The sequence below is a fragment of the Clostridium luticellarii genome, assembly GCF_002995845.1.
Lineage (GTDB): Bacteria > Bacillota > Clostridia > Clostridiales > Clostridiaceae > Clostridium_B > Clostridium_B luticellarii.
In genome coordinates this window covers 52,069-75,123 of the sequence record NZ_PVXP01000009.1, presented here as the reverse complement: position 1 = coordinate 75,123, position 23,055 = coordinate 52,069, and the positions used below count along the sequence as shown (strand labels likewise).

Sequence of the window (23,055 nt, the reverse complement as noted above, 5' to 3'; positions counted from 1 at the left end):
TCAAATGATAAATAATTATATCTCTTATGATAGGCTAAAATATTAAATAAGTCAATAGAAATACGGGCTAATATATATTATCAATTGATAAAGAAAATCAATTTTAAAATTTCACATAAAAATTTATCCGCCCATTTAGTATATATGAAAATAATTAAATGTGATTGCGAAAAAATATAATATTTTTGAAATTTGTATGTATGAGAATCTTTATATTCCAAATAATAAATTGAAGAGGGTATACTTTCTGCCTTAAAATTTTAAAATGATTTGTTTTCTAAAATAAAGGTGGAGAGAATTTATAGAGCTGATCAGCTCTATGAATATTATACATATCTATCTATAAATAATAAAGGAGGATGACAAGTTTTATGGTTAAAAATATGAAGACTATGGATGGTAATCAGGCTGCGGCATATGCTTCTTATGCATTTACTGAGGTAGCGGCCATATATCCCATCACTCCATCTACTCCCATGGCTGAAGGTGTGGATGAATGGTCTGCTCATGGGAAAAAAAATATTTTCGGTCAGACTGTAAAAGTGGCTGAAATGCAGTCGGAGGCGGGGGCAGCAGGAGCTGTACATGGTTCTCTGGCAGCAGGAGCATTGACTACTACCTATACTGCGTCCCAGGGCCTTCTACTCATGATACCCAATATGTACAAAATAGCCGGAGAGCATTTACCGGGAGTATTTCATGTGAGCGCCAGGGCAGTTGCCGCCCATGCACTTTCCATTTTTGGAGATCACCAGGATGTAATGGCCTGCAGACAGACGGGTTTTGCCCTTCTCGCATCTTCCAATGTTCAGGAAGCAATGGATTTGGGATTTGTTGCTCATTTAAGTGCTATAGAATCCAAAGTACCATTTTTACATTTTTTTGATGGATTTAGGACCTCTCATGAATATCAAAAAATAGAGGTAATGGACTACGAAAATATAAAACCTCTGGTAAATTATAAGGCAATACAGGAATTCAGAGACAGGGCATTAAATCCAGAACACCCCTCAATTAAGGGAACAGCACAAAATCCGGATATATATTTTCAGAGCAGAGAGGTTTCAAATAAGTTTTACGAAAGAGTTCCTGATATTGTGGAAAAGTATATGGGAGAAATAAATAAGATAACCGGAAGAAAATATAAACCTTTTGATTATTACGGACATGAGAATGCCAAGTGTGTGATTGTAGCCATGGGTTCCGTATGTGACACCATTGATGAAACGGTGGATTATCTCATGGATAAGGGTAAGGAGGTGGGGTGTATAAAAGTTCATCTTTACAGGCCTTTTTCAAAGGAACATTTTCTAAATGTACTGCCTTCTACTGTTAAAAAAATTTCGGTTTTGGACCGAACTAAAGAGCCTGGTTCTGTTGGAGAACCGCTGTATCTGGATATATGCAAGGTGTTCTATGGAAGGCAGAATGCGCCTTTGATATTGGGGGGAAGGTATGGACTTGGCTCTAAAGACACTACCCCTTCACAGATATTATCTGTATTTGAAAATATGAGAGAAGCTGAACCGAAGGAAAGATTCACTATTGGTATAATAGATGACGTCACCAATACTTCATTGAAAGATTACGGCACAATAGAAACCACTCCCCCGGGAACTATCAGCTGTAAATTTTGGGGACTTGGTTCCGATGGCACTGTAGGGGCCAACAAATCTGCTGTAAAGATAATAGGTGATAATACAGAGCTTTATGCTCAGGCGTATTTTTCCTATGACAGCAAGAAATCCGGAGGAACCACGGTGTCCCATTTAAGATTTGGGAAAAAACTGATTAAATCGCCGTACCTTGTAAACAGTGCAGACTATATAGCCTGTCATAACAGATCTTTTATAAATAACTATGACATACTCAAAGGACTCAAGAAAGGTGGGACTTTTGTATTAAACTGTCCCTGGGATATGGAGGAACTGGATGAAAAACTCCCTGCATCCATGAAAAGATATATTTCACAAAATAATATAGAATTTTATATTGTGGATGCAGTTAAAATTGCCAGAGAAATCGGGCTGGGCGGAAGAATAAACATGGTTATGCAGTCAGTATTTTTTAAGCTGGCCAATGTTATACCGATTGAAAGTGCCATTTCATATTTAAAGGAATCTATAGAAAAAACCTATGGCCGCAAGGGGAAAAATATAGTTGAAATGAATTACAGAGCTGTAGATATGGGATTGGAATCGGTTCAAAAGGTGAATGTGCCTGAAAAGTGGAATGAGGCTGTGGAGGAAAAGGAGGTAATAAGAGATGAACCGGATTTTGTCAGAAACATTCAAAGACCAATGGCAAAAAATGAAGGAGATGATTTACCTGTAAGTGCTTTTTTGAATATGCCAGATGGAACTTACCCTGTTGGGACTACAGCCTATGAGAAGAGAGGCATAGCTGTTACCATACCGGAATGGCAGATTGACAAATGTATACAGTGTAATCAATGTGCTTTTGTATGTCCGCATGCTACCATAAGAGCTTTTCTCCTAAATAAAGATGAAATGGAAAATTCACCTGAAAGCTTTGAGAGCAAAAAAGCTGTGGGTAGAGGATTGGAGGGAATGAATTTTCGCATACAGGTAAGTCCCATGGATTGTACCGGTTGTGGAAATTGTGCGGATATATGTCCTGCACCGGGAAAAGCTCTTGTGATGAAACCTCTGGAAGAAAAGATTGAAGCTGAATCAAAAAATTGGGATTATGCTATGAGTGTAATTCCAAAGGAAGATATAATGAACAGGAATACCTTAAAAGGGAGTCAGTTTGTAAAACCGCTTCTAGAATTTAACGGAGCTTGTCCTGGGTGTGGTGAAACTCCTTATATAAGACTTCTGACACAGCTTTTTGGAGAGAGAATGATGATTGCAAATGCCACAGGCTGCTCGTCCATATGGGGTGCAAGTGCACCATCTATGGCCTATACTAAAAATTCAAATGGAAAAGGACCATCTTGGGGAAATTCACTTTTTGAGGATAATGCAGAATACGGTTATGGTATGTTTCTAGCAGTGAAGCAGATGAGAGAAAGACTTAAGAGCCTTATGACCTCCTATTTAAAGGACTGCAGGCATGATGATATTAAAGAGGCATTCAGTGAGTGGCTAAATACCATGGAAGATGGAAGCTTATCTAAGGTTTCCTCCGAAAAGGTGATAAAGTCAATTGAATCCTATGATTATACAAAAGAACCTGTATTAAAAGAAATAATGGATAAAAAGGATTATCTGGTAAAGAAGTCCCAATGGATGATAGGCGGTGATGGATGGGCATATGATATAGGCTTTGGAGGTGTAGATCATGTGCTGGCTTCCGGAGAAGATATAAATATGTTTGTAATGGATACAGAAGTGTATTCAAATACAGGGGGACAGTCCTCGAAGGCAACTCAAACTGGCGCTGTGGCAAAATTTGCAGCTTCGGGTAAGGTACTTAAAAAGAAAGATCTAGGACTGATGGCAATGAGCTATGGCTATGTGTATGTGGCACAGATTGCCATGGGCGCAAACATGAATCATGCTCTGAAAGTTATAACAGAGGCCGAAAATTACAGAGGTCCTTCTCTTATAATAGCTTATGCCCCATGTATAAATCACGGTATAAAAACTGGTATGGGAACCAGTATGGCTGAAGAAAAAAAGGCAGTGGAATCCGGCTATTGGCATTTATATAGATTTAATCCTCTATTGAAATTGGAGAATAAAAACCCATTTATTTTAGATTCTAAACCTCCTAAATTACCTTTCAGGGATTATATAGAAGGAGAAATAAGATTCTCATCTCTCAAAAACACATTTCCGGAAAGGGTGGATGAACTGTTTAAGTTGTCAGAAAAAAATGCCATGGACAGATATGACATATACAGTAAATTATCTAAAATACAGTATTAGATTAAAAAATTGTGGACTCCTCTTTTATGGAGATCCACAATTTTTTAATACTTGATAGAACTATTTATTTTTCATTGCTGTCTACCCATTCCTTGGAATTATCAATTTCATTTTGATTTGGAATAGGTACCCTGGAATCGGATTTGGTTTTGGTAATATTTGCCCAAGCTGCAGTTTTATGATTTTCTATGATTTTTTTAGCACCGTTTTTTTTATTCTTTGACATGGTTTAATATCACCTCATCTTTAGTATTTTCATAAAATCACGATATATAAGTGAGAAATTTTTCAATTAATAGTATTAATTGATTTTTTGAAAAAATCATCAGCCGCCCAGGGTTATATCCTGGTGATTATACCACTCCAGTGCCTGCATGAGGTGTTCATTTTTAAAATCTGGCCAATAATCGTCTATTATGTAAAAATCCGAATATACGGACTGAACGGGTAAAAAGCCGCTTAGCCTTCTCCTTCCGCCCCACCTTATTATCAGATCCACTCTGGATATGTCATGGGAGTTTAAGTTTGAAATAATGGAGGATCTGTTTGTGAAATGACAATCCACACTTTTTCCCAGATCCCACTCCCAACCGTAGTTTACTAAGAAATTAAGCTTCATTCCACCATTTCCCAATCTTTTTCTAACTGTATAGGGAAGGAGTTCTTTTGGAAACATGGGAGAGTTGGTGTTTCCAACTACTAAAAGAGAAGCATTTTCTTTAAAAAGCATTTTTACTGCCTTTACACAAGCTTTTGTAAAAGCTTTTCTCTGAATTGATGGCCTTTTGGTGTTGTCTGTAGTGAAACCATAATAAGTCAGTTCCTTTATTCCTAGTTTTTCACAGCATTTAAATAATTTTATACCTGAAATCAGGCCGAATTCATATCCTTTTTCTTTTTCCATGTTGTTTTTGCAGGCCCATCGTCTGTTTCCATCAGGAATTATACCTATATGATTTGGCAATTTCATGTTTATTCCCCCTTGTTGATACTAATTTAAATTATTGACAATAATCTGAATTAGTATTCTGAAATATGCAAAATAAATTAGGTTTCCCTTTTGGTTGACTATATTATGCTGTTAAATCCCTCTCCCAGAACTTCATTTATATCATTTACGGTTATGAAGGTTTTCTGGTTTAGACTTCTTATATAATCCTTCAATTTTAAAAATTGTTTTCTTTCCAGAATCGTGGTTATAACTTCTTTTTTGTCATTTTTATAGGCACCTTTGGCGTAGTAAATTGTGGCACTTCTGTCCAGTTCATTTACAATGTAATCCCTTATACTTTTACCATCGGCACTTATTATGGCCACTTGCTTGTAAGAATTCAGGCTGACTATAAATTTATCTATTATTGTAGAATTCATTATTACTCCCAGAATTGCATACATACCCTCGCTTACCCCCAGCACTATGGAAGCGGCAATGGTTACTATGATATCAGCTACCAATATGGATTTGCCTATGCTTATTTTTGTGTATTTGTTTATTATCTTTGCTATTATATCTGTACCTCCGGTAGAGGCATTTAAATTAAATACTATGGCCATTCCTATCCCACATATCAAAATACCAAGTATAAGTTGTACCAGCACATCACTGCTCAGGGGCTTTATGTTCGGCCATATTTTTTCAAGCAGCAGTATCTGTGCAGAGATAGAAAAGCTGCACAGTATGGTTTTGCCTCCAAATACAGGGCCAATTACTATGATTCCAATGGTAAATAATATGATTTCCATGCCTATCATCAGCAGGCCGATGGGAAGACTGGGGAATATGGTATTTATGATTATGGCAATACCACTTATTCCGCCAGCTGCTATATGATTTGGAGCCAAAAAGAAATAGGTCCCGAAAGCCACAAGAAATGTACCTGCAAACAACAGAAAGCCATTTTTTACATTTATCTTCATACAATCCCCTCCTTGACACCGGTTTATACATTCAAAAAAGCATATAAAATCCAAGGGCAGCTGTTCTCAGATTCTTATATGCTATCATACATACAAAATTGTAAATATTGTGTGTATGTCTTTTAAAACATCACCATGATATCATTATATGATTGCAAATATTCTCCTGTCAATATATTTTCAACTTCACTTCAATTCATAATATAAAAAAATTTTAATAGGCTATGGCAAAATATTAAATTTAAAAGTAGAATTATAAATATATCAGTTTGATTCTGAAATTTAAATTGGGGGGTAGGTAGTCAGTGTCCTTACAAAATTGTTTAAGTAAAAGACCGTATAATATATTTCAAATGTTTTTATCTTTGATATTTGCTCTATTTATTATTTTAATATCAATAAAATTCACACTTATGTTCAAGCCTCTGTATTATTTTGATGTTCAATATTTAAAAATTGAAAAAATCTCAGGCTTTAGTAGAACTGAGATAATAAATAATTATAACTATATAATAAATTATATATTGAACCCAGCACATGTAGAATTTGATCTTCCGTCAATGCACTATTCAAGGTATGGGCAAATTCATTTTGAAGAAGTAAAAAGGATATTTAATTATATAGATATTCTATTGATTCTAACAGGTATTATAAATGCTGTAGGTCTATATTTCAATATAAGAAATAGAAGCTTTAATTTTTTTAAAAGAACCTATCTAGTACTTTTGGCATTTATAACAATTCCTCTAATAGCTTTTATCATAAATTTTAACATCTCTTTTGTAGTATTTCACAAGATATTTTTTAAAAACAACTATTGGCTGTTTGATCCTAAATTAGATCCTATTATAAACATACTTCCTCAAGAGTTTTTTTATCATTCTGCATTATTGATATTGATATTTATAAGTATAAGTATATTAACTTTAAGAGTTATTTACAAAAAGTTGGCTTGAATTTTGCTGTACTTGCCCGGAACTTGGGTTGTATTATTCAATTAGTAATATTATAATAAAATAGTAATGAATTTTATGACTACACTATAGAAAATTTAGAATAGTAGGTGAATCATTTATGCAGGATGTAATTTTGACGGAAGCAGGAAAGAAAAAACTTGAACAGGAATTGGAATATTTAAAAACTGTAAAGAGGGTGGAGATAAAAGCCGCTTTAAAATCTGCCCGTGCCCAGGGAGATCTTAGTGAGAATGCTGATTATAGTGCGGCTAAAGACGATCAATCCATGACTGAAACTAGAATACAGGAACTGGAAAATCAACTTAAAAATGCTGTAATAATAGAGAGTTCAAAGGATGAAGATGTATTCGATATAAATAAAACGGCAGAAGTAAAATTTTGTGATGTGGATGAAGTTGAAAAGATTACTCTTGTGAGTTCCGTGGAATCAGATGTGAAGAATATGAAGATAAGTATAGAGTCACCCCTCGGGAAAACTTTGTTTAAAATGAAAGTAGGGGAGAAGGCAACGGTTGTATCGCCAGATGGCAACTATGATGTTGAGGTAGAAAAACTCTTGTAAGTATTTCGCTGGATAATTTTATCTGGCGGAATATTTTTATTTATAAAGATATGAGTTGACAAATAATCAATGTTTTGGTATCCTTTATTTAATTAAATATTAAAATTCTTATCGCGAGAGACTGAGGGACTGGCCCCATGATGTCCGGCAACCTAAAATTAGATTTTAAGGTGCTAATTCCAGCAGGTAATACCTGGAAGATAAGACATATGAGTATACAATCTTCTTATAGCTTATCTATGGGGAGATTTTTTTATATGAATGCTGCCAAATTTAATTTAAAGTACCACATCATGCTTGAACTTAAGAATTACTTAATTAAAAAATTGGAGGAATTGAAGATGAGTGTAGAAAGTGTAGTTAACTATTTTTTAGATAGGGGTATGGAGAATCCGGTGTTCAAACTTCAAGACAGCGGTGCCACCGTTCAACAGGCTGCAGAGACTATACATACGGAGCCTAAATATATAGCAAAGACCCTGGCATTTAAGCTTAAAGATGAAGATATAGTGATAGTCATGAGAGGTGATTTGAGAGTAAGTAATAAAAAGTTCAAAAAATTTTTTAAAACAAAGGCAAGGATGTTGGATCATGACGAGGTACTGGAGGTTACAGGGCATCCTGTAGGAGGATTGTGCCCTTTTGGATTGAAAAACCCCATTAAGGTATATCTGGATAAATCTATAAAGGATTTTCAGTATGTATATCCTGCTGCCGGTTCAAAGGAGTTTGCACTTAAAATAAAGCCGGAGATAATCAGCAACCTGGTCAATGGAGAGTGGATAGATGTTTGTGAAGATTGATTGCCTCATAATATACAATTGATGATGATTTTCGGTTAAAACCGAAAATTCATCAAAATTGAACTTTGAATAAGTCCCTATCTGGGGACTTTGTTTTTCTTTCTGATTGAATAGCCAAAATGACCAAGAGACTTTGAATTTAAGCCATAATACTCTCCATGGCTGTAACAGATAAGATTTGCTCTGTCAAAATGTATTTTATTATTGGAATCCAGCAGTTTTTTATCCACTTTTACATTTAAAACCTCAAGTAAAAATAGATCATGGGTTCCAAGAGGTACAATGGAGTTTACCTTACACTCCAGGGCTATGGGAGATTTTTCGAGAGAAGGAGTGGAAATGGACACACCTTTGTTGAGCTTCAGATTGAAATGCTTTAGCTTGTTCTCCTTTTTCCCGGAAACCACACCGCAGTAATCCACAATTCGAACCATATCTTTTGTAGGAAGATTTATGGCACATTCACCGCTTTCCCTTATATAGCTGTAAGAAAGTCTTTCAGGCCTTATTCCCATGGCCACAATTGGTTTCTTGGTACAAACGGTGCTGGTCCATCCAACTGTAAAAATATTTAATTTGTTCAGCTTATTTCTTGAAGTGACAAGAACTACTGGAGTTGGGTTTAACATTGCGCTTCCTTTAAAATTCAACTTATCCATATATGCCTCCTAATTGATTTGTCCTAAATAAAAAAGCCCCAGGAAACCATTTAGACGTATTTAATGGCAATAGGGCTTAAAACTCTGGTATCTATGCGATTTATCAATTTAATGGTGGGATTTTTTGCTTTTTGCCAGTTCTACAGAAACTCTTCTTCCCTGGAGCCTTTTGCCATTTGATTTCTTCAGTATGACATTTCCAACCCTTTCAGGAACACTTATAAAAGTAAATTTATTGAGTATATCTATATCACCTATTTCATAAGCCTCTATTGAAGAGGTTTCAGTTATGAATTTCAACAATTTTCTTGGAGTTATACTATCCATTCTTCCTATGGAAAAGAATAATCTCATGTTTTCTTCTTCCACATTTATGGAGTTTTCCTTGTAATTAAAGCTTAATTCCTTATCGAAAATTATCTTCATGAGAGCGGCAGCTACATCCACCAGATTATATTCCTCGTCCAGCTCTGTTGCCACTGGAACAAAGTTTTTGTAATTATCTTCAGATAGTACATCTTTTATCTTTTTTTCTATATTTTTATATTTAGCTTCAAATATATCATCTACTGTAGGAATTTCTTTTCTCTTTATTTTGCTCTTGGTGAATTTTTCTATTTGCTTCAGCAGTATATATTCTTTGGGAGTCACCAGAGAATATGCAATTCCCTCTTTATTGGCTCTTCCTGTTCTTCCAATTCTGTGTACATAGGATTCTGTATCCTGTGGAAGATCATAATTTATGACATGAGAAACATTTTCAACATCTATTCCCCTGGCAGCTACATCTGTGGCAACTAGGAAATCGAGGGAAGCATCTTTGAATTTCCTAAGTGTATTTAATCTCTGATTTTGTCCCATGTCTCCGTGCATGCCTTCTACATTGTATCCTCTGGACTGAAGTCCTTCCACAAGTTCATCAACGCCTCGCTTGGTTCTACAAAATATAATTGCACTGGAAGGTTCATCTACATCCAGAATTCTGCATAGGGATTCAAATCTGTCTTTGTTTTTTATTTCATAGTAATATTGCTTGGTCTTTTCAACAGTCAAAGTATTTTTTGCTATTTCTATATATGCTGCATCATTTTTCATATATTTTGAAGCTAATCTTTTTATCTGACTTGGCATGGTAGCGGAGAAGAGCAGTGTCTGTCTGTCTGAATTACAGGATTTTATTATATTTTCTATATCCTCTATGAAGCCCATGTCTAACATTTCATCTGCTTCATCTATTATCAAAAATTCTATGCCGCTTAAATCCAGAGTTCTTCTATGTAGGTGATCCAATATTCGTCCTGGTGTGCCCACTACCACATCTACGCCTCTTCTTAAAGATTTAATCTGTCTTTCTATGGGCTGGCCGCCGTATATTGGAAGCAGCGCTATTTTTCTAAATTTTGCAATTCGGGATAACTCATCATTTACCTGAATGGCAAGTTCACGGGTAGGTGTCACTATTATAGAAGAAATGTTTTTGCATCTCGGCTCAATCTTACTGAGCATTGGTGCTCCAAAAGCTAAAGTTTTTCCTGTACCTGTCTGTGCCTGACCTATCACATCTTTACCCTCTAGTATTACAGGAATTGATTCCGCCTGGATTTGTGATGGTTCTTCAAACCCCATGTTATCTATAGCCTGGAGGATTTTAGAGTGTAAACCTAAATCATTAAAACTAATATTTTTCATTAAAATTCCTCTTTCTTTTTTATATTACAAAACAAAACTTATCATATCATAGTATATACAGATTATCAAATTTTAATTTGATAATCTCTTTTTATTTATATTGATATAAACTATAATAGAATGTACTGATATATTTAAAGGAGAATTTTATATGTTTGATGCTAAGGAAAGTATCCTGCCTAATGGCATAAAACTTGTCTCTATAAAAAGAGACACCCAGATAGCAGCACTGCATGCAGGTGTTAAAGTTGGTGCCATATATGAAGATATACATGAAAAGGGTATATCTCATTTTATCGAGCATATGCTTTTTAAGGGCACACAGTTTAGAAATAATAAAAGACTTAATATGGATTTGGAAGCTTTAGGCGGGGAATACAATGCTTATACTGATAATGACGCTACGGTGTATAGTATTACATCATTATGGATAGAATTAGAAAGGTCTATGGATATTATTTCAGATATGCTCATGAATTCTGTATTTCCCGGTGAGGAAGTTGAGAAGGAAAGACAAGTGATAATTTCGGAAATAAGGAGCAATAGAGATGACATTGAGGAATACAGCTTCAGAAAAATAAATGAAGCGGCATTTAGAAAAGGACCTTTGAGATATGATATAACGGGAAATGAAGACAGGGTGGGCAAATTTCAGAGAGATGATTTGATTGAATTTTACAACAGGTATTATGTACCTAATAATTGTTTTATATCTGTGGTTTCCTCCTGTGAACATGAAGATATCTACAATCTGGTATTAAAATATTTTGGAAAATGGAAATTCAGGAAATTTGACAGGAACAAAGTGATAGTTGAAAAAAATCATCCCTGTAAAAAATTTTCCTATAAAAAAGATATAGAACAGAGTACAATAATATATTTGTTTACCTTCTATGGACTGGGTAAAAAAGAGGAATTGGCACTTAGAATATTAAATCATAAATTTGGAGAGAGCAGCAATTCTATTTTATTCAGAAAATTGAGAGAAGAAAAAGGACTTGCTTATGACGTGTACAGCGATTTGGATTTGTCGGATTGGGTGAAAACTTTGTATATATATACTTCTGTGAAAGAAGAAAACATAGAAGATGCCATCCGTGTTATTGAAGATTGTATAGACAGGTTAAAAAATAAAGAAATAGATTTTGATGATGATACAATGAGTTTGATGAAAAAAGTCTTGAGGACCGGAGTGATATTTACTCTGGAGGATCCTACGGATATAGGAAATTATGTGCTGCATCAATGTATAAAGGGAGACAGTATATATAAATTCATCTATGACATAGAAGAAATTGAGAGTATAAGGAAGGAAGACATATATAGAGTAGCTCAAGTTGTTTTTAAAGATCCTACCATTCATATATTGAAGAATAGATCCTGAGTTGTATGTCCATTCTCATGAATTATTTATGAGAAGACTCCACATGAACCGTGGAATTGCTTAAGGAAAAATTTAGGGAGGCAATTGTGGATAAACATCTGGTTACTAAAATAGAAATTCAAAAAAGAAATAAAGAAAGGGTCAATGTATATATAGACGGAGAATTTGGATTTGCCTGCAGCTTGGAACTTATATATACGTTTAATATATTTAAAGGGAAGGCTGTAGATGTAGAGTATCTAAAGAGTATAATAGATGAGAATAATTATATGAAATGCAAGAATTCTGCTCTTAAAATATTGGAGAGAAACTACAAGACGGAAAAGCAGATGAGGGATAAATTGTTTCAAAAGCAATATGATGGAAATACTGTAGCAAAGGTTATTGATTTCCTGAAAAAATATAAATTTGTAGATGATGATAAATTTGTGGAGATGTATATAAAAGAAAAGATCAATTCGCAGGGTAAAAACAAGATTAAATATGATCTTATAAAAAAGGGAATAGATAAAGAGCTTCTGGATGAAAAGCTGAGTTTGGTAGATAGTTCCTTTCAAGAGAATACTGCTTTTAATATTGCGCGAAAAAAATATGAAACAATAATAAAGTCGGAAAAAGACAGGAATAAAGTATATAGAAAATTAGGATCATATCTGCTTAGAAAAGGATACTCATGGGAGGATGTTAAAAAAGTTTTGAATAGGATTATGGAGAATTCATTTATTTGATTTAGAATATGTTACCTTTTGACTGTATTGAAAATATAACTTAAAATTTATTATATACAACTAATTTGTAATTAAAATTTCAGGGCTTTGCCGTTTAGAGGTGAATATGATTATGAATATAAATCCTATAACATTGATGATAGGATTGATATTTTTATATCCCCTTGTAAAGGGGTTTTTATTTAAATTTTCTTCCAATGCCTTAAAGTTAGATATAAATGACGTAGGCAGGAGTATTTCATTTATAATATCTTTAATAGCAGGTATATACCTAGGTAAAAAAATATTCATACAGCATGATGGGGGAATATACAGAAGAATATACGATTTACTGCCTGTGAATTTTTCACAATATTTTGAGAGCAACAGTTTTATAGTATATGCGGTTATAATTCCACTTTTTGTATTTATATGCTATAAAATTATGAAGCTACTTTTTGATTTGTTCAACTATTTTACTTTTTATCCTGTACTTGACGGCATAGACAGAGCTTTAAGGGCCAGAAGCAATACCTTTAAGAGAATACTTGGAATGGTGTTTCAGATTCCCAAGGCGATATGTTATGTGCTTTTGGTTACATTTATATTAAATATAATGTCCATGTTTAATATAAATTCAAAATTGAATAAATATATGGAGGTTTCAAAACCCTATAATTATATTTGCAAGGAGATAATAATACCTGTTACCAATTCAACTATTGCGAAACAATTACCCAATGTAATAGATAATTCCTTTAAGATAGTTATAAGGCAGCCCAATTCAAATGAAGTAAAGGATGTAAGTGAACTAAACAGGGTGAAGAACAACGGAAATACCATAGTATATTATAATGGAGTCACCCTGGATGAAGGAGTTAAATCAAATTCGGAAATTGACGGCTTTGCAAGGGACCTTGCTTCAGAAGGGAGCAATACCACGGAGAAGGCGGAGATGCTCTATAACTGGATAGGAACTAGTATAAACTATGATAATCAAAAGGCCAACAGGGTATTGAACAATGATTTTAATGTACAGTCAGGAGCTATTCCTACATTTTATTCTAAAAAAGGAATTTGTTTTGATTATTCCTGCTTGTACGTGGCCATGGCCAGGGCCAATAATATGAAGGTGAGACTGATAACCGGAGAGGGATTCAATGGAATAAGCTGGGTAAGTCATGCCTGGAATCAGGTCTATATTCCAGAGCAGAATAAATGGATAAATGTAGATACAACCTTTTACAAGGGAGGAAATTATTTTAACAGCAGAAGATTTCAGGTGGATCATAAAAATGCCCAGATAGTAGGGGAATGGTAGAAAAATCATAAATACCACTCTGATTTAAAGAGTGGTATTTATTTATTTTGATTTTGCTATGTAATTTTTAAGTATGGTATTTATGGCTTTTTCACAATCTGAGTCTTTATTATTTAAGCACCATGCGTTATTAAAGTAGATTAGGGCTTTCTTATTATCCTTCAACATGGTATAACAATATCCAAGATTAAAAAAATATTTACTTTCTCTCTTTAATTTAAGTGCTGAATTTAACAAATCGATTGCTTTTCTGTATTCTTTAAGTTTTATAAAACATACAGCTGAATTGTACAGTGAAGATGATTCATTATCTTTTATTTTAATTGCTTTTTCATACATATCAATAGCTCTTCTATAATTCCTGGAATTATAATACTCATTGGCTTTTTGAAAGTAATTCATTTTACTCCTCCTCAGATCATATGTTATTTGGTGTCTCATTAATAAATTTATATCCATTTTTTTAGAAAATATTCCAAAGTATTTCGTGACAATTTATTTTTATGGAAAAAGTTAAAATGCCATGACGGCATTTTAACAGGACTTTTAGTGAAACATAATTTTTCTCAGTTTCTTTTCAGCTATTGATACAGCTTCATACATTCCGTAAGCTAAAATAGAAAGAATTATTATGCTCAGCATGACTGTGTCAAGCTGGGATATCTGTCCACCATATATTATCAGGAATCCCAGACCTTCTTTTGCCACCAGGAACTCTCCCATTATGACTCCTACCCAGGAAAGTCCGACGTTTATCTTAAGGGAGGATACTAGAGTTGGTATGGAGGCCGGAATTATAAGATAGGTTAAAATTTGAAATTTTGATGCACCAAAAGTCTGGAGAAGCTTAATTTTATCATTATCCACTTCCTTGAATCCGCTTAATACAGTCAGTATGGTTACAATCACTGAAATCAATACAGTTACCAAAATGATAGCAGGCATTCCATTGCCTACCCAAAATATTATTATAGGTGCCAGGGCAACTTTTGGAAGAGCGTTCAATACCACCACATAGGGATCCAGTACATCTGAAATAAAGTCAGACCACCAGAGAAGTACAGCCACAAAGGTGCCTATAAGTGTACTGAGTAAAAAACCCAGTATTGTTTCAACACAAGTTATTCCGATATGTTTAAATAAATTTCCTTCCACATATAGTTTTATAAGGTTTTTCAGCATTCTGGAGGGGGTACTGGTGAGAAAAGGATCTATCCATCCCCAATCCCCGGCAATCTCCCATAGTGCAAAAAAAGCTATTAAAATCGTCACTCTGCTTATTATGACTTTTTTCTTCCTTACTATAACATTTTTTAAATATGATTCTCGTTCTTTTATATAATCCATAATTAATGATTCAACTCCTTCCAAATACTGTTGAAGTAAATTCTGAACTTGGGATCCTCCCTGGATTTTAGGGGTGAATCATGATGCTTTTCAAAATCTATGTTGTATATCTTTTTTAATTTTGCAGGCCTTTTTGAAAGAACTACCACTCTGTTTGACATTGATATGGCTTCTGAAATATCATGGGTCACCATTATGGCAGTTTTGCCCTCTTTTTTTATTATCCTAAATATTTCATCACTTATATTTAATCTGGTTTGATAATCCAGTGATGAAAAAGGCTCATCCAGTAATAGAAATTCTGGCTCCAGTGCCAGAGTTCTTATTAAAGCTACTTTTTGTCTCATACCTCCGGATAATTCTTCCGGGTAATGATGAATGAAATCCCATAGACCGTAATTTTTTAACATGGAAGTTATTTTATCTTTATATTTACCTACAGGCTTATGCTGTATTTTAATGCTGAGGAATACATTATCCCATACATTGAGCCACTGAAACAATTGATCTTTTTGGAACATATACCCCATTTTTGAAGAAAAAGAAGTTAATTTTTCATTGTCTATATATATTTCACCGGAAGAAGGTTTTACGATGCCTGATATTATATTTAGAAGAGTGGTTTTACCACATCCAGAGGGACCTACTATACTTAAAAATTCACCTTTATCTACAGTAAAACTTATGTTTTCCAATGCTTTAGTAGAGCTTTTAGGTGAATGATAATTCATGTAAATGTTATTTACCACTAATTTATTCAATATATCATCTCCCAACAACTGTGTTTTATTTGCATGGAGGAACTCCATTTAATCTAGATTCTACTTATTGAATAGGTATAAAAAATTTAATTATAATTTAGTATATGAATCAGTACAATATGGTGTTAAAAATCCATATTATTCACAACCTTGTTATAAGATCAAAAAGTGGAGAATATATTAGAATTGCAGATACATGTACATATGTTATAATATAGGTACATGTATCTGCAATCAAAGAGATATTATGTCATTTTAAAGTCTATGAATTTGGTCTAAATTATTAATTTTAAAAGGTGATCAATTATGAAAAATTTATTTCACGTAGGTCTTGATATAGGTTCAACTACAGTAAAAATAGTGATATCAGATATAAAAGACAGTATAATATATCAAAAGTATCAGAGGCATTTTTCTGATATAAAAAGTACTATAGCTAAAGTTATTAAAGATGCCTATGTAAAGCTAAAGGATTCAGATATCACTATAATGGTTACAGGGTCAGGAGGAATGTCCGTATCTAAATGGCTTGACATACCTTTTATACAGGAAGTTGTAGCCTGCACCAATACTATAGAGAGGTTTATTCCGGACACTGATGTTGCAATAGAATTAGGCGGTGAAGATGCCAAAATAACATTTTTTGACGGTGGAATTGATCAGAGAATGAACGGAACCTGCGCGGGAGGAACTGGAGCATTTATAGATCAGATGGCTTCTCTCCTTCAGACGGATGCCAGTGGATTAAATGAACTGGCTAAAAATTATAAGGTAATTTATCCCATAGCGGCTAGATGCGGTGTGTTTGCCAAAACTGATGTGCAGCCACTTCTAAATGAAGGGGCTGATAAGGCAGATATTGCGGTATCTGTATTTCAGTCAGTAGTAAATCAGACTATAAGTGGGCTTGCTTGTGGAAAATCTATAAAAGGAAATGTGGCGTTTTTAGGAGGACCATTGTATTTTTTATCTGAGCTCAGGAAGAGATTTATAGAGACTTTAAAGCTTACAGATGAGCAGGTGATTTTTCCGGAGAACTCTCAACTGTTTGTGGCGCTTGGTGCTGCTATTTCATCTAAGGATAAAGAGCCTATCTCTTTTAAAACTTTAATAGACAGGCTTCCTAATTTAAATAGGTCCTGCGGTGATGAGGTGGGAATACTGAGACCTCTTTTTAAAGATGAAAATGAATTGAGAGAATTTGAAAAAAGGCACAGTAAGAATTCAGTTAAAAAAGGGAATCTGGATGGTTTTAATGGAAACTGTTATTTGGGAATAGATGTAGGTTCTACTACTACTAAGGCAGCTTTGACTGATGAATATGGAAATTTATTGTACTCTTTTTATGGAAGCAACAAAGGGAATCCCTTAAAATCCACAGTGGAGATATTAAAAGATCTGTATAAGAAACTGCCTGAAGGTGTGAAAATATTAAATTCAACAGTTACAGGATATGGTGAAGGACTTGTAAAAGCAGCTTTGGGTGTAGATGTAGGTGAGGTTGAGACCATTGCTCACTATAAAGCAGCAGAATTCTTTCAACCAGGAGTAGATTTCATATTGGATATTGGCGGGCAGGATATGAAATGCCTTAAAATAAAAGATGGAGTAATTGACAGTATAATGCTTAATGAAGCTTGTTCATCCGGATGTGGGTCTTTTATAGAAACTTTTGCCAAATCCTTAAATATGAATGTAAAAGATTTTGCGAAGTCCGCGGAAACTTCTAAAAGACCTGTGGATTTGGGGTCCAGATGTACTGTATTTATGAATTCAAGGGTTAAGCAGGCTCAAAAAGAAGGGGCTTCTGTAGGGGATATTTCAGCGGGACTTTCCTATTCGGTCATAAAAAATGCACTATTTAAAGTAATAAAGATAAGGGATCCTGAGAAACTTGGCAAAAAAATAATAGTTCAGGGAGGTACATTTTACAACAATGCCATATTAAGAGCATTTGAACTCATATCCGGACGGGAAGTTGTAAGACCGGATATAGCAGGACTTATGGGAGCTTTTGGTGCTGCCATTATTTCCAGGGAAAGATTTGAACCACAGCATAAGACAACATTGCTTACGCTGGCTGAACTAGATAAATTTTCAACAGAGGTAACTAGGCGAAGATGTGGAAAATGTGCAAATAATTGTCTCATTACTATAAACAAATTTTCTGATGGAAAGGAATTTATATCGGGAAATAGGTGTGAAAGGGGAGCTGGACTGGAAAACAAGGTTTCAGATATTCCCAATCTCTTTGACTATAAATATAAAACAATATTTGATTATATACCTCTTAAAAAAGCCGAGGCAAAGAGAGGACAAGTAGGTATACCCAGGGTTTTAAATATATACGAAAATTATCCATTCTGGTTTACTTTCTTTACCAGACTGGGGTTTAGAGTGGAATTGTCGGCTCGATCTTCAAAACATATTTATGAGCTTGGCATAGAAACTATACCTTCTGAATCAGCTTGCTATCCGGCAAAAATAGTACATGGACATATAATGAATCTGATACAGAGGGGAATAAATTTTATATTTTATCCTTGTATACCTTATGAGCAGAAGGAGCAGGAAAAAGCAAACAATAATTACAACTGCCCAATGGTGACCTCTTATCCAGAAGTCATAAAAAATAATATGGATATAATAAGGGAAAAACATATCAATTTTAAAAATCCATTTTTGCCGCTTGATAATAAAGAGAGGCTTAAAAAACGGCTTGTAGAAGAATTAAAGGAATTTAACATACCTGAAAAAGAGATATTCAGTGCTGTAGACATGGCCTATGAAGAAGATAAAAAAGTGAAAAGGAAAATAAGGGCAAAAGGGGAGGAAGTATTAAAATATATTAAAGATACCGGGAAGAAAGGTATAGTATTGGCAGGAAGACCATATCACATTGATCCTGAGATAAATCATGGGATACCCAATATAATCACTTCCTATGGTATGGCAGTACTTACTGAAGATTCAGTAGCTCATTTGGGAGTGGTGGAAAGGCCGCTTCGTGTAGTGGACCAATGGGTATATCATTCCAGGCTGTATGCTGCGGCAAGTTTTGTGACTACCCAGGATAATCTAGAACTTATACAGTTGAATTCTTTTGGATGCGGACTGGATGCAGTTACTACGGATCAAGCCCAGGAAATACTCAACAAGTATGAAAAGATATATACAGTATTGAAAATTGATGAGGGAAGTAACCTGGGAGCGGTTAAGATAAGGATACGTTCCTTAAAAGCAGCCATTGAGGAGAGAGAAAAGGCAGGATTTAAAGCTCATAGAGTTAAGGATGAATATAAGAAGATAGTATTTACCAAAGAGATGAAAAAAAATCATACCATATTGTGTCCTCAAATGTCACCTATACATTTTCAATTTTTGCAGGAGGCATTTAGAAATTCAGGTTATAATTTGCAGGTGCTGCCTTCAGTAGATAAAAGAGCTGTTGACGAGGGTCTGAAATATGTGAACAACGATGCATGTTATCCTTCCATAATGGTGGTGGGACAGCTTATAGAAGCTCTTAAGTCCGGGAAATACGATTTGAACAATACCTCTGTAATAATGTCCCAGACCGGTGGGGGATGCAGGGCAACCAATTATATAGGTTTTTTGAGAAAGGCATTAAAAGAAGCAGGCATGAAAAATATACCGGTCATATCACTTAATGTGGTGGGGATGGAAAAAAATCCGGGATTTAAAATTACTGCAAAACTCATAAATAAATCCATGATGGCGCTTTTATATGGAGATTTATTTATGAGAGTGCTGTATAGAGTGCGACCTTATGAAAAGACAGCCGGCTCTGCAGATTTGCTCTATAAAAAATGGGTTGAAAAGTGTAAGAAAAATGTTGCCAATGGAATTCACAGAGAGTTTAAGGAAAATATCTACAACATAGTGAAGGATTTTGATAACCTGGAAATAACCGATGTACGAAAACCTAGAGTAGGGGTAGTTGGAGAGATACTGGTTAAATTTCATCCAACTGCCAACAACAATATTGTGGATACTCTGGAAAAAGAAGGAGTTGAGGCAGTAGTTCCTGATCTAACGGATTTCTTGCTTTATTGTGCTTATGATGCCAAATTTAAGTACAGATATTTATCCGGAAGTTATCTGGATACCATTATAAAAGGCGGGGCAATAAAATTTATTGAATATTTCAGACGCCACATGAAAAATGCTCTGAAAAACAGCAAGAGATTTTTGCCGCCATCTGGTATTGACGAATTGGCAGGAGATGCTTCCAAGGTACTGTCTATTGGAAATGAAACAGGAGAAGGCTGGCTTCTGACTGCTGAAATGATAGAGCTGATAAAAAATGGAGCCAAGAATATTGTATGCATGCAGCCTTTCGCGTGTCTGCCAAACCATGTGACAGGTAAAGGAATGATAAAAGAGTTAAAGAGAAGGTATCCAGGAAGCAATATTGCCACTATAGATTATGATCCAGGTGCAAGTGAAGTGAATCAGTTAAACAGGCTTAAACTTATGTTGTCCGTGGCGTTTAAATCCATGGAGGACGAAGTAACAGTAGAGAGCCGCAAAAATAAACTGATTCCCCAGGCAGTACTTGTGGAGGACGGAAACAAGTAATTGACAATTGACAGGTAATGAAGGTCTTCGGCATTCAACCGAGAACCTTCATTACTATATACTTTTTACTATTAATTTTTAATTGCAATGTATTGTGCTTAAAAAAAGCTTTAACATAATGTTAGTGTCAGTCATATTATGAATGGATATCAAAATTGGTTTTCGGAGGGTATATGATAAGAAAAAAATTTGGTGTCTATTCTATTTTACTGTGTTTTATATTTGTGATTACTATTTTTACAGCCTGTGGAAATGGTAAAAAAGATACTAGTTCTGTAGTTAATATAAAATTGAATGAGGTAGCAAGATCTGCATTTTATGCACCTATGTATGTGGCAATAAACAAGGGTATGTTCAAAGAACAGGGCATAAATATAGATCTTACTACAGGTCAGGGAGCGGATACAACCACTACAAAAACACAAACAAGAATAGCATTAATTACTACGCCTTTTTACAGTACCTTGAGGCAGTGGTTTATTGTTTGTTATTGGGTTTATCTCTATGGTTTCAGTGTTGCCATGCCACACAATATTTTTTACTAATGATTTTATCAAAACTCTTTTAGCTTCTATATCTACCAGTTTATAGAACTTTTTAAAGTTTGATAAAGCCTCTTTTACAATACCTACAAATTCCTCTCTTATTTCAAAAGATTCCATTGAAGTTGTCAATTCAGATATTTTGTTTTTTATTTCATCATTTTCTATATTCGTATTATCTATCTCAGTTTTCACTATTTGAATTAATTTGGTGTCTTCTCCTATTAAGGCAAATTTTCTCACCAGGCCTTTAATTATTTTATTATTCTTGTCAAGTTGCTTTTTCAATTTGGACAATTGATTCTTTACGGCGTTTTTGTTCAAGGCTCTTTTTTTATTACTTTTGTACATATGCAATAAAGTACTCATATCTAAATCTAATAAATAATTTTCCACGTATTCCTCTGCCTTATATGCGTTGAGCATTTTGTTCCTGCATCTATTGCTGGCTCTGTTTCTTAGATTACATCTATAATATCTCTCCATAAAATCTTTATTTTTATTGTAGTGTGACCAGGAAGACATGCCGGAACCGCATTCACCACACACTACCATTCCGGATAAAAGAAATTTATTTCCCGTTCCGGATCTAGGAGAAGACTTTGCTCTGTTTTCTCTTAATATATTCTGGCATTTTAGCCATGTGCTAGATGAAATGACTCCCTCGTGCTTACCAACTGCTACAATCCATTGATCTATAGGATTTGGCTTCTTACCGCCTTGATTTCTCTTGTTATATACCATAAGCCCATGCACTCCATCAGGGTTGCCACACGTCAAGGCACCTTCATCCTTAAACCAATTAAATATATTCTCATCACTTATGCAGTATACTGGGTTAATTATAATTTGCTCTACTGTAGCCCTTGAAAATTCTCCACCATTTTTACCTTTATATTTATTTTTGCATAAATAGGTTGCTACGGAAGCAAAGCCTCTTTTTTCTAAATAAAGTTTATAGATCAGCTTCACAGTTTCTATTTCTTCGGTAATTTGTGTCAGTTTGAACATCTTTTTGTCTTTGCCGTCCTGGTTAAAGTATTTTACTGCTTCGGATTTGTATCCAATTGGGGCAGTACCGCCAAGCCATCTTCCTGTTTTAGCAAGCTCTAACATATTGTCTCTTACACGTTCTGCAATGGTTTCACGCTCAAGCTGGGCAAATACCGCAGCTATATTCATCATGGCACGTCCCATGGGGGAACTTGTATCAAATTGCTCCTTTATACTTATAAAGTCTATACTGTGCCTCTGCAGCTCTTCTATTGTATTTGAGAAGTCAGCAACATTACGGGAAATTCTATCAAGCCTATAACATATAAGGACATTAAATTTATTCTTTTTAGCATCAGTAAGGAGCTTTTTAAATTCAGGCCTATTGATGTTCCCACCACTGAAACCTTCATCTTCATATACTTTTATTTCTTCGATATTTGTGTAATTTCTGTTCAAGTATTCTTTACACATCTCTATTTGATTTTCCACTGATTCTCCTTTTTCAGAGAACTTTGATTTTCTTGAATATATGGCTGCTTTCATGTGAATATTTCCCTCCTTATTACAAACTAATATTTCTTGATAAAGCAAAAATATATTATGATATTAAAATTTTTTCATTACTCCTAAATTTGGCTTAAAATACACTATATATGTATCTATTTCAAAGTAGAGCCCATATTTGATTTTATAATAATTAATAGCGTTTCTTAGAAATGTTTCTGATACATGTAAGTATTTTGCTAAGTCATATGTAGTTTTAATACCTAAGTTAAAGGCATTTATAATTTTTATTATTCCAGCATATTTTTCATACTGTAAATCTTTTAATTGTACAATATTTTTATAAGTCGCTATCACTTTATCCCCTCCGGTACAGAACACTAGTTCT

General features: G+C 34.4%; 19 protein-coding genes and 1 riboswitch. Of the genes, 9 read left to right on the top strand and 10 right to left on the bottom strand.

What is annotated here, in order from left to right; genetic code table 11:
- Nucleotides 1-371 precede the first annotated feature (371 nt).
- The gene (gene nifJ / locus CLLU_RS05315; protein ID WP_106008534.1) at nt 372-3,896 is read left to right on the top strand and encodes a pyruvate:ferredoxin (flavodoxin) oxidoreductase; all 3,525 of its coding nucleotides are present in this window, start codon (nt 372-374) and stop codon (nt 3,894-3,896) included.
- Between the two features lie 64 nt (nt 3,897-3,960).
- On the opposite strand, the gene CLLU_RS05310 is transcribed toward nifJ, so the two are convergent.
- From CLLU_RS05310 to CLLU_RS05300, 3 genes are all read right to left on the bottom strand, one after another.
- On the bottom strand, nt 3,961-4,122 hold the full coding sequence (locus CLLU_RS05310) for a CDIF630_02480 family spore surface protein (RefSeq protein WP_106008533.1): 162 nt from the start codon (nt 4,120-4,122) through the stop codon (nt 3,961-3,963).
- 99 nt (nt 4,123-4,221) lie between these two features.
- Nucleotides 4,222-4,866 (bottom strand): polyprenyl diphosphate synthase, encoded by a 645-nt coding sequence (gene uppS / locus CLLU_RS05305; protein ID WP_106008532.1) that lies wholly within the window; start codon nt 4,864-4,866, stop codon nt 4,222-4,224.
- A 98-nt stretch (nt 4,867-4,964) separates the two neighbouring features.
- Complete coding sequence (locus CLLU_RS05300) at nt 4,965-5,813, bottom strand: YitT family protein (RefSeq protein ID WP_106008531.1); 849 nt, start codon at nt 5,811-5,813, stop codon at nt 4,965-4,967.
- Nucleotides 5,814-6,166: 353 nt separating this feature from the next.
- Here CLLU_RS05300 and CLLU_RS05295 point away from each other — a divergent pair, with 353 nt between their 5' ends.
- The 3 genes from CLLU_RS05295 (at nt 6,167) to CLLU_RS05285 (ending at nt 8,155) form a co-directional block, all read left to right on the top strand.
- A complete protein-coding gene (locus tag CLLU_RS05295) occupies nt 6,167-6,769 on the top strand; it encodes a TIGR01906 family membrane protein (protein WP_106008548.1) in 603 nt (200 codons plus the stop codon).
- Between the two features lie 118 nt (nt 6,770-6,887).
- Complete coding sequence (gene greA / locus CLLU_RS05290) at nt 6,888-7,352, top strand: transcription elongation factor GreA (protein ID WP_106008530.1); 465 nt, start codon at nt 6,888-6,890, stop codon at nt 7,350-7,352.
- A gap of 105 nt (nt 7,353-7,457) precedes the next feature.
- A riboswitch (SAM riboswitch) is annotated at nt 7,458-7,559 on the top strand.
- Between the two features lie 134 nt (nt 7,560-7,693).
- The gene (locus tag CLLU_RS05285) at nt 7,694-8,155 is read left to right on the top strand and encodes a YbaK/EbsC family protein (protein WP_106008547.1); all 462 of its coding nucleotides are present in this window, start codon (nt 7,694-7,696) and stop codon (nt 8,153-8,155) included.
- A 77-nt stretch (nt 8,156-8,232) separates the two neighbouring features.
- Here the strand turns inward: CLLU_RS05285 and CLLU_RS05280 are convergent, their stop codons facing one another.
- Nucleotides 8,233-8,814: a flavin reductase family protein gene (locus CLLU_RS05280; RefSeq protein WP_106008529.1), complete on the bottom strand. Its 582-nt coding sequence runs from the start codon at nt 8,812-8,814 to the stop codon at nt 8,233-8,235.
- 108 nt (nt 8,815-8,922) lie between these two features.
- On the bottom strand, nt 8,923-10,503 hold the full coding sequence (locus tag CLLU_RS05275) for a DEAD/DEAH box helicase (RefSeq protein WP_106008528.1): 1,581 nt from the start codon (nt 10,501-10,503) through the stop codon (nt 8,923-8,925).
- A gap of 151 nt (nt 10,504-10,654) precedes the next feature.
- Here CLLU_RS05275 and CLLU_RS05270 point away from each other — a divergent pair, with 151 nt between their 5' ends.
- The 3 genes from CLLU_RS05270 (at nt 10,655) to CLLU_RS05260 (ending at nt 13,915) form a co-directional block, all read left to right on the top strand.
- Nucleotides 10,655-11,887, top strand: coding sequence for a M16 family metallopeptidase (locus CLLU_RS05270; protein WP_106008527.1), 1,233 nt, complete (start codon nt 10,655-10,657; stop codon nt 11,885-11,887).
- An 86-nt stretch (nt 11,888-11,973) separates the two neighbouring features.
- Nucleotides 11,974-12,615: a recombination regulator RecX gene (gene recX, locus CLLU_RS05265; RefSeq protein WP_106008526.1), complete on the top strand. Its 642-nt coding sequence runs from the start codon at nt 11,974-11,976 to the stop codon at nt 12,613-12,615.
- A gap of 112 nt (nt 12,616-12,727) precedes the next feature.
- A complete protein-coding gene (locus CLLU_RS05260) occupies nt 12,728-13,915 on the top strand; it encodes a transglutaminase-like domain-containing protein (RefSeq protein ID WP_106008525.1) in 1,188 nt (395 codons plus the stop codon).
- 42 nt (nt 13,916-13,957) lie between these two features.
- Here CLLU_RS05260 and CLLU_RS05255 read toward each other — a convergent pair whose 3' ends face one another.
- The 3 genes from CLLU_RS05255 to CLLU_RS05245 all read right to left on the bottom strand — a co-directional run bounded on the left by CLLU_RS05255 (nt 13,958) and on the right by CLLU_RS05245 (nt 16,023).
- Complete coding sequence (locus CLLU_RS05255; protein ID WP_106008524.1) at nt 13,958-14,317, bottom strand: tetratricopeptide repeat protein; 360 nt, start codon at nt 14,315-14,317, stop codon at nt 13,958-13,960.
- Between the two features lie 144 nt (nt 14,318-14,461).
- Nucleotides 14,462-15,265, bottom strand: a complete 804-nt coding sequence (locus tag CLLU_RS05250; protein WP_106008546.1) for an ABC transporter permease — start codon at nt 15,263-15,265, stop codon at nt 14,462-14,464.
- Complete coding sequence (locus CLLU_RS05245; RefSeq protein ID WP_106008523.1) at nt 15,265-16,023, bottom strand: ABC transporter ATP-binding protein; 759 nt, start codon at nt 16,021-16,023, stop codon at nt 15,265-15,267. Before CLLU_RS05245 ends, CLLU_RS05250 begins: the two co-directional genes overlap by 1 nt.
- 306 nt (nt 16,024-16,329) lie before the next feature.
- Between CLLU_RS05245 and CLLU_RS05240 the strand changes: the two genes are divergently transcribed.
- The gene (locus tag CLLU_RS05240) at nt 16,330-20,625 is read left to right on the top strand and encodes a 2-hydroxyacyl-CoA dehydratase (RefSeq protein WP_106008522.1); all 4,296 of its coding nucleotides are present in this window, start codon (nt 16,330-16,332) and stop codon (nt 20,623-20,625) included.
- Nucleotides 20,626-20,798: 173 nt separating this feature from the next.
- On the top strand, nt 20,799-21,170 hold the full coding sequence (locus CLLU_RS05235) for a substrate-binding domain-containing protein (RefSeq protein WP_146127592.1): 372 nt from the start codon (nt 20,799-20,801) through the stop codon (nt 21,168-21,170).
- Here the strand turns inward: CLLU_RS05235 and CLLU_RS05230 are convergent.
- Nucleotides 21,063-22,706: a recombinase family protein gene (locus CLLU_RS05230; RefSeq protein ID WP_106008521.1), complete on the bottom strand. Its 1,644-nt coding sequence runs from the start codon at nt 22,704-22,706 to the stop codon at nt 21,063-21,065. The two genes, CLLU_RS05235 and CLLU_RS05230, sit on opposite strands and share 108 nt — an antisense overlap.
- Nucleotides 22,707-22,769: 63 nt before the next feature.
- The gene (locus CLLU_RS05225) at nt 22,770-23,024 is read right to left on the bottom strand and encodes a hypothetical protein (RefSeq protein WP_106008520.1); all 255 of its coding nucleotides are present in this window, start codon (nt 23,022-23,024) and stop codon (nt 22,770-22,772) included.
- Nucleotides 23,025-23,055 lie beyond the last annotated feature (31 nt).

What these genes read in the sequence shown, in the direction of transcription:
- CLLU_RS05300 (WP_106008531.1), bottom strand. Translation starts at nt 5,813, where the DNA reads ATGAAGATAAATGTAAAAAATGGCTTTCTGTTGTTTGCAGGTACATTT.
- CLLU_RS05230 (WP_106008521.1), bottom strand. Translation starts at nt 22,706, where the DNA reads ATGAAAGCAGCCATATATTCAAGAAAATCAAAGTTCTCTGAAAAAGGA.
- nifJ (WP_106008534.1), top strand. Translation starts at nt 372, where the DNA reads ATGGTTAAAAATATGAAGACTATGGATGGTAATCAGGCTGCGGCATAT.
- CLLU_RS05310 (WP_106008533.1), bottom strand. Translation starts at nt 4,122, where the DNA reads ATGTCAAAGAATAAAAAAAACGGTGCTAAAAAAATCATAGAAAATCAT.
- uppS (WP_106008532.1), bottom strand. Translation starts at nt 4,866, where the DNA reads ATGAAATTGCCAAATCATATAGGTATAATTCCTGATGGAAACAGACGA.
- greA (WP_106008530.1), top strand. Translation starts at nt 6,888, where the DNA reads ATGCAGGATGTAATTTTGACGGAAGCAGGAAAGAAAAAACTTGAACAG.
- CLLU_RS05255 (WP_106008524.1), bottom strand. Translation starts at nt 14,317, where the DNA reads ATGAATTACTTTCAAAAAGCCAATGAGTATTATAATTCCAGGAATTAT.
- CLLU_RS05260 (WP_106008525.1), top strand. Translation starts at nt 12,728, where the DNA reads ATGAATATAAATCCTATAACATTGATGATAGGATTGATATTTTTATAT.
- CLLU_RS05235 (WP_146127592.1), top strand. Translation starts at nt 20,799, where the DNA reads ATGATAAGAAAAAAATTTGGTGTCTATTCTATTTTACTGTGTTTTATA.
- CLLU_RS05270 (WP_106008527.1), top strand. Translation starts at nt 10,655, where the DNA reads ATGTTTGATGCTAAGGAAAGTATCCTGCCTAATGGCATAAAACTTGTC.
- CLLU_RS05275 (WP_106008528.1), bottom strand. Translation starts at nt 10,503, where the DNA reads ATGAAAAATATTAGTTTTAATGATTTAGGTTTACACTCTAAAATCCTC.
- CLLU_RS05240 (WP_106008522.1), top strand. Translation starts at nt 16,330, where the DNA reads ATGAAAAATTTATTTCACGTAGGTCTTGATATAGGTTCAACTACAGTA.
- CLLU_RS05295 (WP_106008548.1), top strand. Translation starts at nt 6,167, where the DNA reads ATGTTTTTATCTTTGATATTTGCTCTATTTATTATTTTAATATCAATA.
- CLLU_RS05285 (WP_106008547.1), top strand. Translation starts at nt 7,694, where the DNA reads ATGAGTGTAGAAAGTGTAGTTAACTATTTTTTAGATAGGGGTATGGAG.
- CLLU_RS05280 (WP_106008529.1), bottom strand. Translation starts at nt 8,814, where the DNA reads ATGGATAAGTTGAATTTTAAAGGAAGCGCAATGTTAAACCCAACTCCA.